A 10954-nucleotide genomic window follows, 5' to 3' on the forward strand; every position below is an offset into this window, starting at 1 on the left:
AGATACACGATGTCTACCCACCCCGTCACCTTGATGGTGTCGCGCCGCGCCGCCCATGGCCGCTACCAGGACCTGCTGGCCTGGCTGCACGAAGGCGAACAGCTCGCCACCGACTTCCCCGGCTACCTGGGCTCAGGCATCCTCGCCCCGCCTGCCGAAGGCGATGATTTCCAGATCATCTTCCGCTTTACCAATGAGCAAACGCTGCACGCCTGGGAGCATTCGGCCTCGCGTCGCACCTGGTTGCAGCGCGGTGACGGCCTGTTCGAACGCCCCAAAGAGAGGCGCGTCAGCGGCATCGACGACTGGTTCGGCACCAACATGGTGCAAAAACCGCCGCGCTGGAAGCAGGCCACGGCCATCTGGCTGGCGTTCTTCCCGGTCTCGTTGCTGTTCAACCTGCTGTTCGGCCACTGGCTCGCGCCGCTCGACCTGCTGCCGCGGGTGCTGCTCAGCACCCTGGCCCTGACGCCGCTCATGGTGTACCTGTTCATCCCGCTGTCGACCCGCCTGCTGGCCGGCTGGCTGAACGCCGCGCCACGCTCGGCCGCAGACCGTGCCGAGGGCCTGCGCAGCCGCTGAGGCACGGGCTCGCAAGGCGGTGCAGTTCGGGTATGCTGGGGCATCACGCACGGACAGATGACAGACCGCCCCGAACATGAACAGCCCTATCCTCATTACCGGTGCCAGCCAGCGTGTCGGGCTGGCCCTGGCACTGGAGCTGGCCCAGGCCGGCCATACGGTGGTCAGCGCCAGCCGCAGCCTCAATGCACAGGCGGCGCACCCGAACATCCAGCAGTTCCAGGCCGACCTCACCAACGCCGACGACCGCCAGGCCCTGATCGACCACCTGCACAACCACTACGACGGCCTGCGCGCGATCATCCACAACGCCTCGCTGTGGCTCGACGACGGCCTGGACAACCTCGACACCATGTTCCGCCTGCACGTCGAGGCGCCCTACCACCTCAACCTGGCGCTGGGTGAGCTGCTGGGCAAGGTGGACAAGGCCGACATCATCCATATCTGCGACGAGACCTCTTCGCGCGGCAGCAAGAGCCATATCGGCTATGCCGCGACCAAGGCCGCGCTGCAGAACATGGTGCTGTCGTTCGCCGAAAAGTACGCGCCCACGGTGCGCGTCAACGGTATCCTGCCGGGCCTGCTGATCCTCAAGGAGGGTGGCGACGAGCACTATCGCCAGCAGACACTGAAAAAAGCCCTGCTGGAGTTCGAACCCGGCGCCCGCCCACTGATCGACGCCGTGCTGTTCCTGCTGCACAGCCAGTACAGCACCGGCAGCCAGGTGGTCATCAACGGTGGCCGCCATCTGAAGAACCGCATGACCTGAGAGACCGCCATGACTCCCCAGCAACAGCTCGAACTCGAAGCCGCCGCGTTCCGGCGCCTGGTCGACCATCTGCAAAAGCGCACCGACGTGCAGAACATCGACCTGATGAACCTCTCCGGCTTTTGCCGCAACTGCCTGTCCAAGTGGTACAAGGCCGCCGCCGACGAGCGCCAGGTCGACCTGAGCATGGACGACGCCCGTGAAGCGGTGTACGGCATGCCCTACGCCGAGTGGAAAGCTCAATACCAGAAAGAAGCCAGCGCCGAGCAACAGGCGGCGTTCGAACAAGGAAAACCCCGTGACTGACCTGAACACCCTGCGCAGCAGCCTCGCCAGCGGCGAACATGTGTTTGCCGACACCCTGGCGTTCATCGCCGCGAATTACAGCTACCAGCCACAGGCCTTCGACAACGGTGACGTGCACAACGCTGCCGGGCAGAACGAAGGTTCGTGCAAGACCCTGGGCCTGGCCTTGCTGGAAGGCTTGAGCGACCAGGAAGCGCTGCTGGCCTTTGGCGAGCACTACCGCAGCGTGGTGGCCACGCCCGAGGGCAGTGACCATGGCAATATCCGTGCGCTGATCAAGCATGGGCTGGCGGGGGTGAAGTTTGCCGCGCAGCCTTTGGCGCGCCTGGCCTGACAATCCGCATCGCGGGGCAAGCCCGCTCCCACGAGCTTGGCGTGGGAGCGGGCTTGCCCCGCGATGGGGTCAAACGCGATTACAGCTCGATGCAGTCGAACTTCACATCGGTGGCCACGTCTTCGTCGTAGTTGACGTCAGCGCGCTCGAAACCGAACAGGTTGAGGAACTGCTTCTTGTAACCGGCGTAGTCGGTCAGCTCGAACAGGTTCTCGGTGGTCACCTTCGGCCACATGGCACGGCAGGCGTCCTGCACATCATCACGCAGTTCCCAGTCGTCCAGACGCAGACGACCTTCGTCGTCCAGTGCAGCCGGCGCACCGTCCGCACGGTACATGCGGTCACGGAACATGCGGTCCAGCTGGTGCTGGGTGCCTTCGTGAATACCCTTCTCCTGCATGATCTTGAAGACCATCGACAGGTAAAGCGGCATCACCGGGATCGCCGAGCTAGCCTGGGTAACCACCGACTTCAGCACCGCAACGTTGGCACTGCCGCCGACTTTCTTGCCCAGGCGCTGGGCGGTTTCGTCCAGGTCCTGCTTGGCCTTGCCCAGCGCGCCGTCCCAGTAGATCGGCCAGGTAATGTCAGAGCCGATGTAGCTGAAGGCCACGGTGCGGGCCTGCGGCGCCAGCACGCCAGCGGCGTTCAGGGCATCGATCCACAGTTCCCAGTCCTGGCCGCCCATCACGGTGACGGTATCGGCGATTTCCTGCTCGGTGGCCGGCTCGATGCTGGCCTCGATGATGGTGTCCTTGTTGGTGTCGATGGCGGTCGACTTGTACGGCTGGCCAATCGGCTTGAGCGCCGAACGGATCACTTCACCGGTCTGCGGCAGCTTGCGCACCGGCGAGGCCAGGGAGTAGATGACCAGATCGACCTGGCCGCCCATTTCGTTCTTGATCAGCTCGATGACCTTGGCGCGGGCTTCGTCGGAGAAGGCGTCACCGTTGATCGACTTGCTGTACAGGCCCTCGGCCTTGGCGAACTTGTCGAAGGCGGCGGCGTTGTACCAGCCGGCGGTGCCGGCCTTGGTCTCGGTGCCCGGCTTTTCGAAGAACACGCCCAGGGTGTCGGCCTTGAAGCCGAATGCCGCGGTGATGCGGGCGGCCAGGCCGTAGCCGCTGGAGGCGCCGATCACCAGGACTTTCTTCGGACCATCCTCGCGCACGCCCAGCTTGCGGGTGGCTTCGATCTGGTCACGGACGTTGAGCTCGCAGCCCTTTGGGTGAGTCGTGGTGCAGATGAAACCGCGAACCTTGGGATGAATGATGGCCAATGTCTGTACCTCGTCAGGTTTAGGCTGGGGCAGCGGCCGGATTTGGGGCGCTGCCGTTTGATCTAGAGGGTGAGACTACCCTCGTGGGATATCCGACACATATTACGGGGTGATCGGATCGTTGCAAAACACCAGCGGCCCTATCGCGGGGCAAGCCCGCTCCCACGCTATACCTGCAAACGCAAGGTTGGCGTGGGAGCGGGCTTGCCCCGCGATAGGGCCATCAATCCTGCACCAGTCCCCCCTTCAACCACTCCAGAAAGCGCCGCGCCTGCGGGTCATCCTGGCTGTCGCGATGCACCAGGCAACTCCACGCCGGCCCACGCACACGCTGGGCAGACAACGCCTGCAAACGCCCCTGCTCCACCAAGCGCTGTGCCAGCAGCTGGCTGACCAGGGCAATCCCCAGCCCCTCGCCCGCCGCCTCCAGCAGCAACCCCGGGTCGGAAAAATTCAGCCCCTTGCCCTGCTGCCCGACATCCTCGCCGCCTTCGACCTGCCAGTGGCTCCAGTCCATCTCCCGCTCGCCATGCAAGGTGGTGCGCCCCTGCTCGGCCAGGTCCGGATGGCAGGCCGGGTACAGCAGGTCCTGGTGCAACACACTGAAGCTGCATTCAGCCTGGGCGCCAATGTCATCGCGGATCGCCAGGTCGATGGTCTCGCTGGCCATGTCCGGCACCTCGAAGCTGGTGAACAGCCACAGGTCCACTTCTGGATAACGCTGGTGAAAATCCCCCAGGCGCGGCAGCAGCCAGTGCCGAGCGAACGCCGGGGTGGTGTTGACCACCAGTTGGTTGGGCTTGCGGTACTGGTCCAACCGGCGGATGCCCACCGCCAGTTGCTGCAGCAAGGTCTGGGTGGTGCTGAGCAGATCATGCCCGGCATCGGTAAGGCTGACGCTGCGCCCGGTGCGGTGGAACAGCGGTTGCTCCAGGTAGCTTTCCAGGCTGCGAATCTGCTGGCTGATGGCCGACTGGGTGAGGTTCAGGGCCTCGGCGGCCTTGTGGAAACTGCCCAGGCGGGCAGCGGCTTCGAAACCGCGCAGGGCGTTGAGCGGGGGCCAATGCTTGAGCATGCTGATAAGCCTGACTGATCAGAAATACGCTAAATCTATCGTTTGTCGCCCCAACTTCCCAGCCATAACATTGGCACCAACACCCGCGACGGCGGGCTTCGTTGATAAAAATCCCTAATAGATCGGAGTTCACTATGACCCTGTCCCACGACAGCGGCTGGCGCATGCCTGCCGAATGGGCCCGCCACGCCGCCACCTGGATGATCTGGCCGCACAACCAACCGCTTTGGGAATCGGGCTGGGGCGTGACCCTGGCCGATGTGCAGCGCGACTACGCCCGAGTGGCCGCCGCTATTGCCCGCTTCGAGCCGGTGAAAATGGTGGTCGATCCATCCGCCATGGCCACCGCCCGCGACCTGTGCGGCCCTGGCATCGAGCTGATCGAGCTGGCCGTGGACGACAGCTGGTGCCGCGACAGCGGGCCGAGCTTCCTGGTCCACCCGCAGCAAGGCGTGGCCGGCCTGAGCTGGCGCTTCAACGCCTGGGGCAACAAGTCCGAACACGGCAAGGACCGCAGCCTGGCCCGGCGCATCCTCGACCAGCTCGGCCTCGAAGGCTTCAGCACCCCGCTGTGCAACGAAGGCGGCGCCATTCATGTGGACGGTGAAGGCACGCTGATCACCACCGAATCGGTGCTGCTCAACCCCAACCGCAACCCGGGCCTGAGCAAGGCCGAGTTCGAGGATTGCTTCGCCCGCCTGCTGGGCATCCGCAAGACCATCTGGCTGCCGGGCGATCCGCAGTACGTGACCGGTGACATGACCGACGGCCATGTCGATGGCGTGTGCGCCTTCGCCCGCCCCGGCGTGCTGCTGGTGGATGCCACCCATGACCAGGGTTCGGTGTACGCCGAAGTGGTCCGCGAAAACCGCCGTGCACTGGAGCTGGCCAGCGACGCCCAAGGCCGCAAATTCGAGCTGCTCGACCTCTACGAGGCCACGGCGGCCGTGGACACCGAGGCCGAGGTGTTCTGCGCCTCCTACACCAACTTCTACCTGGCCAACGGCGCGGTGATCATGCCGGCCTACGGCATCGACGCCGACCAGGCCGCCGCCGATCAGCTCGCCCATGCCTTCCCCGGCCGCGAAGTGGTGCCGGTGCGCATCGACCATATCGCCCACGGCGGCGGCGGCATCCACTGCATCACCCAGCAGCAGCCGGCCTGGCCGCTGCAAGGAGAGCGCCCATGAGCACCCTGCGCATCGCCACCACCCAGATGGCCTGCAGCTGGGATGTGCCCGGCAACCTCGACCGCGCCGAGCAACTGGTACGCCAGGCCGCCGCAGACGGCGCCCAGGTGATCCTGCTGCAGGAGCTGTTCGCCACGCCGTACTTCTGCATCGAGCAGTGCCACAGCCACCAGGCCCTGGCCGAGGACTACCACGACAGCCCGCTGCTGCGCCGCTTCGCCGCCCTGGCCAAGGAGCTGGGCGTGGTGCTGCCACTGAGCTGGTACGAGCGCGCCGGCAACGCCTTCTTCAACTCGCTGACCGTGGCCGACGCCGACGGCACGCTGCTGGGGGTGTACCGCAAGAGCCATATCCCCAACGCCATCGGCTACCAGGAGAAGGAGTACTTCAGCCCCGGCGACACCGGTTTCAAGGTCTGGGACACCGCCTTCGGCCGCCTGGGCGTCGGCATCTGCTGGGACCAGTGGTTCCCCGAGACCGCCCGCTGCCTGGCGCTGATGGGCGCCGAAGTGCTGCTGTTCCCCACCGCCATCGGCTCCGAGCCCGGCGCCGCCGGGCTGGATTCGCGCGATCATTGGCAAATCGCCATGCGCGGCCACGCCGCCGCCAACCTGCTGCCGGTGGTCGCCGCCAACCGGGTCGGCGAGGAAGTGGCCAAGAGTGACAGCAGCCTGTCGATGCGCTTCTACGGCTCGTCGTTCATCTGCGACCACAAAGGCGCCCTGCTCGCCGAAGCCGACCGCGCCAGCAGTGGCGTGTGGCTGCACGACCTGGACCTGGCGCAGATGCGCGAGGACCGCCTGAGCTGGGGCGTCTACCGTGACCGCCGCCCCGACCTGTACGCGCCGCTGATGACCCTCGACGGCCGCACACCTCAAACCGAGAGGGCCTGACCATGCCACGCCGTCCATCACAACTGCTGGCCATCGCCGCGCTGGCGGCCTGCGCCGGCCTCGCCCAGGCCGACCAGGAGGCCTTGCGCCTGTACAACTGGGCCGACTATTTCGCCGAAGACACGCTCAAGCGCTTTACCGCCGAAACCGGTATCCCGGTGATCTACGACGTCATGGACGGCAGCGAGGTACTGGAAGCCAAGCTGATGTCCGGGCGCAGCGGCTACGACCTGGTGTTCCCCGGCGACACCGTGGCCGAACGGCTGATGCGCGCCGGCAGCCTGCAGAAGCTCGACCGCAGCCAGCTGACCGCGCTGGACGACATCGACCCCAGCTTGCGCAAACTGCACGACCAGTACCCCAAGGCCAGCCAGGCCACCGTGCCCTACACCTGGGGCACCATCGGCCTGACCATGGACGCGAAGAAGATCCGCGAGCGCATGCCCGACGCCCCGCTGAACAGCCTCGACCTGCTGTTCAAGCCGGAGCTGGCGGCCAAGTTCGCCGACTGCGGCATCTCGATGATCGACTCGCCCGACGAAGTGCTGGCCGTGGTGCTGCACTACCTGGGCCGCGAACCGCGCAGCGCCAAGCGCGAAGACCTGGCCGCCGCCAGCGAACTGCTCAAGGGCATCCGCCCCTATGTGAAAAAGCTGCAGTCGCAACCGGTGACCGAGCTGGTCAACCAGAACATCTGCCTGTCGCTGGGCTACAGCGGCGACGTGATCCAGGCCCAGCGCACCGCCGAAGCCGCCGGCAAGGCCATCGACTTCCAGTACCGCGTGCCCCGCGAAGGCACCACGGTGTGGATGGACACCATGGCCATCCCCGCCGACGCCAAGCACCCCGAGTACGCCTATCGTTTCATCAACTTCGTCATGCGCCCGGAGAACATGGCCGCGATCAGCAGCACCACCGGTTACCCCACCTCCAGCGCCAAGGCGCGCCCACTGGTGGACGCCCGGCTGCGCGACAACCCCGATATCTACCTTGACGAAGCTACCTATGCCCGGCTGATCCCCGGCAAGGACATCCCCCAGGCCGACATGCGTGCGCGCATGCGTGTCTGGACCCGTTTCAAGACTGCACAGGACTGACCCCATGCCCACTCGCCGCACCTTCCTTCAACAGCTCAGCGTGGTCGCCGGCGTCAGCGCCGTCGCCAGCTTCGGCCTGCCCCTGGGCAGCGCCCGCGCTGCCGAGGCCGGCCGCTGGTTCATGCCCGACGAGGGTGAAAAGCAGCAGTGCGCCTACATAGCCTTCGGCGCCCAGGATGCCATCTGGGAAGACTTCACCGAAGACGTGCAGGCCGCGCTGGGCCGTATCGCCCGGGCCATCGCCGCCTACCAGCCGGTGACGGTGTTCTGCCGCGCCAGCGAACGCGATATCGCCGAGGAAGAGTGCGGCAACCACAACATCACCTATGTCGAAACCGAGCTGGACGACATCTGGATGCGCGACATCGGCGCCAACCTGGTGCTGGACGACGATGGCGCGCTGGGCGCGGTGGACTTCAACTTCAACGGTTGGGGCGGCAAGCAGCAGCACCGGTACGACGCCAAGCTGGCGGCGCGGGTGGCCAAGCTGGCCGGTGCCCAGTACCAGCGCAGCGAGCTGGTGGGCGAAGGCGGCGGCATCGAAGTGGACGGCCACGGCACCGGGATCATGACCGAAAGCAGCTGGATCAACCGCAACCGCAACCCCGACTGGAGCAAGGCCGAGGTCGAAGAGGAGCTGAAGGCGCGCCTGGGGCTGCGCAAAATCATCTGGTTGCCGGGCATCAAGGGCAAGGACATCACCGATGCCCACGTGGACTTCTATGCGCGCTTCGCGGCGCCCGGCGTGGTGGTGGCGAACCTGGACAACGACCCGGATTCCTACGACCACGCGGTGACCCGCAAGCACCTGGAAATTCTGCAGAACGCCACCGACGCCGATGGGCGCAAGTTGCAGGTGCATACGATGTCGCCGCCGTTGAAACCGCGCAGCAACAAGTTCAGCAAGGGCAACCCGGACTTTGCCGCGGGGTACATCAACTACTTCGTGATCAATGGCGCGGTGATCGCGCCGCAGTTTGGTGATCGCAGTGCCGATGAGAAGGCCCGGGCGTTGCTGGTGAAGTTGTATCCGGGGCGCACGGTGGTGCAGCTGGATATCGATGCGATTGCGGCGGGTGGCGGCGGCATCCATTGCGTTACCAACCAGTGCCCGGCGGTGTAGGCACGATCATCGCGGGGCAAGCCCGCTCCCACGTAAGCATCGCCTCCAATAAGTTGGACACCAATCCAACCCTTGGGGGCAGCCCACAGTCATAGTGATGCTTGCGTGGGAGCGGCGGTGCGTGGGAGCGGGCTTGCCCCGCGATGGCCCCCAGCCTTTCAAGGATCCTCGGGCGAGCGCCGCCGCCCGGTCACCATCGACAACGGCAGGTTCTCCCTCAGCCGCACACTCTCCACCAGCGCCGCCAGCAGGTGCACGCCAACCAGCGCCAGCACCGCGTCGGCCAGCCAGCTGTGCAGCGTCTCCAGCCATTCGGCGCCCCACAGGGCATCCACCTCCAGCATCATCCAGCCGGTCACGCCCAGGCTGGCGATGCCGGTCATCATCAGCACCATCACCAGCGCGCCGATCGGCGTATGCCCCATGCGGTGAAAGCGCTCGCCACGCCAAAGCGCCAGCGCATGCACCTTCAACCGCGTAGGCGTGGGCCAGAAGTCCGTCCAGCGCGCACTGCGCGGCCCAACAAACCCCCAGGCAATGCGCAGCACCAGGCACGCACCGCCGTAGTAGCCCAGCCACTGGTGCCAGTCGTCACCGGCCTCGTTGAAGAAATAATCGGCAAAGAACACCAGCGCCAGGGACCAGTGGCACAACCTCAGCAACGGGTCCCACAGGCGCACGCTGGCGGTCACTTATGGATCTCGCTCTTGATCGCCTTGCCGGTGACCGGGTCGTGGTAGATCTCGACCTTGCGCCCGTCCTTGTCGAAACCGTAGATCTCGTAGCAGTTGCCCTTGGTGATCTGGAACTTGTTGATCTTGTAGCCCTGCTCCTTGAGCTGGGCCTGGAACTTGTCGGCATCCTGCCAGGTGCTGCGGTCGGCCGTGGTGCATTCGGTCCTGGCGTAGCTGGTGGCGCTGGCGAGCAGCAGGGTGATGGCAATCACTGAGTAGCGCATGGCAGGAAGCTCCGATCTGGTGGTTGGCAAACACTGTCCCCCGAAGCTGATGCCAAGCTTAGTTGCGCCCAGCGCAGGCGTGGCCCGCCGCTGTTCATTCATTTGAATTTCGGATCAATGGCAAAGAAAAACAAACTTCTCAAATCAGCGCCCGGCAGGGATGCTGTGGCGATCATGAGCGTACCCCGGAGAACAACAATGAACGAAGTCGTCATCGTCGCCGCCACCCGCACTGCCATCGGTAGTTTCCAAGGGGCGCTGGCCAACCTGTCCGCTGTCGAGCTGGGCGCTGCGGTGATCCGCCAGTTGTTGGCCCAGACCCAGCTGGACCCGGCCCAGGTCGACGAAGTGATCCTCGGCCAGGTGCTCACTGCCGGCGCCGGGCAGAACCCCGCCCGCCAGGCCGCGGTCAAGGCCGGCTTGCCCTATGAAGTGCCGGCGCTGACCCTGAACAAAGTCTGCGGCTCGGGCCTCAAGGCCCTGCACCTGGCTACCCAGGCCATCCGCTGCGGCGACGCTGAAGTGGTGATCGCCGGCGGCCAGGAGAACATGAGCCTGGCGCCCTACGTGCTGCCTTCGGCCCGCACCGGCCAACGCATGGGCCATGGCCAGCTAGTCGACAGCATGATCACCGACGGCCTGTGGGATGCCTTCAACGACTACCACATGGGCATCACCGCCGAAAATCTGGTGGAAAAATACGGCCTCACCCGCGAGCAGCAGGACGCCTTCGCCGCCGAGTCGCAGCGCAAGGCGGTGGCGGCCATCGAGGCCGGGCGCTTCAAGGATGAGATCACCCCGATCCACATCCCGCAGAAAAAAGGCGAGCCGCTGGTGTTCGACACCGACGAGCAGCCGCGCGCCGGCACTACCGCCGAGTCCCTCGGCAAGCTGCGCGCCGCGTTCAAGAAGGACGGCAGCGTCACCGCCGGCAACGCCTCCAGCCTCAACGACGGCGCCGCCGCGGTGCTGCTGATGAGCGCCAGCAAAGCCAAGGCCCTGGGCCTGCCGGTGCTGGCCAAAATCGCCGCCTACGCCAGTGCCGGCGTGGACCCTGCGATCATGGGCATCGGCCCGGTGTCGGCTACCCAGCGTTGCCTGGCCAAGGCCGGCTGGCAGCTGGGCGAGCTGGACCTGATCGAGGCCAACGAAGCCTTTGCCGCCCAGGCGCTGGCGGTGGGCAAGCAGCTGGAGTGGGATGCGGCCAAGGTCAACGTCAACGGCGGCGCCATTGCCCTGGGCCACCCGATTGGTGCGTCAGGCTGCCGGGTGCTGGTGACCTTGCTGCATGAAATGATCAAGCGTGATGCCAAGAAAGGTCTGGCCACGTTGTGTATCGGTGGTGGGC

General features: G+C 65.6%; 13 protein-coding genes. 9 read left to right on the top strand and 4 right to left on the bottom strand.

The window, feature by feature from the left end:
* The first annotated feature begins 9 nt into the window (after nucleotides 1-9).
* From F6X61_RS00435 to F6X61_RS00450, 4 genes are all read left to right on the top strand, one after another.
* Entirely contained in the window at nucleotides 10-582 is a 573-nt protein-coding gene (locus tag F6X61_RS00435) for an antibiotic biosynthesis monooxygenase (RefSeq protein WP_153784901.1), read from the top strand.
* A gap of 76 nt (nucleotides 583-658) precedes the next feature.
* Entirely contained in the window at nucleotides 659-1351 is a 693-nt protein-coding gene (folM, locus tag F6X61_RS00440; protein WP_153784902.1) for a dihydromonapterin reductase, read from the top strand.
* A 9-nt stretch (nucleotides 1352-1360) separates the two neighbouring features.
* Nucleotides 1361-1657, top strand: coding sequence for a DUF1244 domain-containing protein (locus F6X61_RS00445; RefSeq protein ID WP_110991715.1), 297 nt, complete (start codon nucleotides 1361-1363; stop codon nucleotides 1655-1657).
* Nucleotides 1650-1991 carry a HopJ type III effector protein gene (locus F6X61_RS00450; RefSeq protein WP_178125728.1) on the top strand — a complete coding sequence of 114 codons (342 nt, stop codon included), beginning with the start codon at nucleotides 1650-1652 and terminating at the stop codon, nucleotides 1989-1991. Before F6X61_RS00445 ends, F6X61_RS00450 begins: the two co-directional genes overlap by 8 nt.
* Before the next feature lie 79 nt (nucleotides 1992-2070).
* Here the strand turns inward: F6X61_RS00450 and fabV are convergent, their stop codons facing one another.
* Together fabV and F6X61_RS00460 are read right to left on the bottom strand one after the other, a co-directional pair.
* Complete coding sequence (gene fabV / locus F6X61_RS00455; protein WP_153784904.1) at nucleotides 2071-3270, bottom strand: enoyl-ACP reductase FabV; 1200 nt, start codon at nucleotides 3268-3270, stop codon at nucleotides 2071-2073.
* Between the two features lie 223 nt (nucleotides 3271-3493).
* Entirely contained in the window at nucleotides 3494-4345 is an 852-nt protein-coding gene (locus F6X61_RS00460; protein WP_153784905.1) for a LysR substrate-binding domain-containing protein, read from the bottom strand.
* A 134-nt stretch (nucleotides 4346-4479) separates the two neighbouring features.
* On the opposite strand from F6X61_RS00460, the gene F6X61_RS00465 reads away from it, so the two are divergent.
* The 4 genes from F6X61_RS00465 to F6X61_RS00480 are packed head-to-tail and all read left to right on the top strand — an operon-like array spanning nucleotide 4480 to nucleotide 8648.
* The gene (locus F6X61_RS00465) at nucleotides 4480-5535 is read left to right on the top strand and encodes an agmatine/peptidylarginine deiminase (protein ID WP_153784906.1); all 1056 of its coding nucleotides are present in this window, start codon (nucleotides 4480-4482) and stop codon (nucleotides 5533-5535) included.
* Nucleotides 5532-6428: an N-carbamoylputrescine amidase gene (gene aguB, locus F6X61_RS00470; protein WP_153784907.1), complete on the top strand. Its 897-nt coding sequence runs from the start codon at nucleotides 5532-5534 to the stop codon at nucleotides 6426-6428. The genes F6X61_RS00465 and aguB overlap by 4 nt, the downstream gene beginning before the upstream one ends.
* 2 nt (nucleotides 6429-6430) lie before the next feature.
* Complete coding sequence (locus F6X61_RS00475; RefSeq protein WP_153784908.1) at nucleotides 6431-7525, top strand: extracellular solute-binding protein; 1095 nt, start codon at nucleotides 6431-6433, stop codon at nucleotides 7523-7525.
* A gap of 4 nt (nucleotides 7526-7529) precedes the next feature.
* The gene (locus tag F6X61_RS00480) at nucleotides 7530-8648 is read left to right on the top strand and encodes an agmatine/peptidylarginine deiminase (protein WP_153784909.1); all 1119 of its coding nucleotides are present in this window, start codon (nucleotides 7530-7532) and stop codon (nucleotides 8646-8648) included.
* A 158-nt stretch (nucleotides 8649-8806) separates the two neighbouring features.
* On the opposite strand, the gene F6X61_RS00485 is transcribed toward F6X61_RS00480, so the two are convergent.
* Both F6X61_RS00485 and F6X61_RS00490 read right to left on the bottom strand, forming a co-directional pair.
* Nucleotides 8807-9340 (bottom strand): cytochrome b/b6 domain-containing protein, encoded by a 534-nt coding sequence (locus F6X61_RS00485; protein WP_153784910.1) that lies wholly within the window; start codon nucleotides 9338-9340, stop codon nucleotides 8807-8809.
* Nucleotides 9337-9606, bottom strand: coding sequence for a PepSY domain-containing protein (locus tag F6X61_RS00490; protein WP_153784911.1), 270 nt, complete (start codon nucleotides 9604-9606; stop codon nucleotides 9337-9339). The genes F6X61_RS00485 and F6X61_RS00490 overlap by 4 nt, the downstream gene beginning before the upstream one ends.
* A gap of 198 nt (nucleotides 9607-9804) precedes the next feature.
* Between F6X61_RS00490 and F6X61_RS00495 the strand changes: the two genes are divergently transcribed.
* Nucleotides 9805-10954, top strand: a 1150-nt coding sequence (locus tag F6X61_RS00495) for an acetyl-CoA C-acetyltransferase (protein WP_153784912.1), incomplete at its 3' end; no start/stop codon positions are given.

It is taken from the genome of Pseudomonas sp. EMN2 (assembly GCF_009650555.1).
GTDB lineage: Bacteria > Pseudomonadota > Gammaproteobacteria > Pseudomonadales > Pseudomonadaceae > Aquipseudomonas > Aquipseudomonas sichuanensis.

Excerpts from the sequence above, each read along its gene's own strand:
- F6X61_RS00445 (WP_110991715.1), top strand. The coding sequence starts at position 1,361 with ATGACTCCCCAGCAACAGCTCGAACTCGAAGCCGCCGCGTTCCGGCGC.
- F6X61_RS00460 (WP_153784905.1), bottom strand. The coding sequence starts at position 4,345 with ATGCTCAAGCATTGGCCCCCGCTCAACGCCCTGCGCGGTTTCGAAGCC.
- aguB (WP_153784907.1), top strand. The coding sequence starts at position 5,532 with ATGAGCACCCTGCGCATCGCCACCACCCAGATGGCCTGCAGCTGGGAT.
- F6X61_RS00475 (WP_153784908.1), top strand. The coding sequence starts at position 6,431 with ATGCCACGCCGTCCATCACAACTGCTGGCCATCGCCGCGCTGGCGGCC.
- F6X61_RS00465 (WP_153784906.1), top strand. The coding sequence starts at position 4,480 with ATGACCCTGTCCCACGACAGCGGCTGGCGCATGCCTGCCGAATGGGCC.
- F6X61_RS00435 (WP_153784901.1), top strand. The coding sequence starts at position 10 with ATGTCTACCCACCCCGTCACCTTGATGGTGTCGCGCCGCGCCGCCCAT.
- F6X61_RS00480 (WP_153784909.1), top strand. The coding sequence starts at position 7,530 with ATGCCCACTCGCCGCACCTTCCTTCAACAGCTCAGCGTGGTCGCCGGC.
- F6X61_RS00490 (WP_153784911.1), bottom strand. The coding sequence starts at position 9,606 with ATGCGCTACTCAGTGATTGCCATCACCCTGCTGCTCGCCAGCGCCACC.
- folM (WP_153784902.1), top strand. The coding sequence starts at position 659 with ATGAACAGCCCTATCCTCATTACCGGTGCCAGCCAGCGTGTCGGGCTG.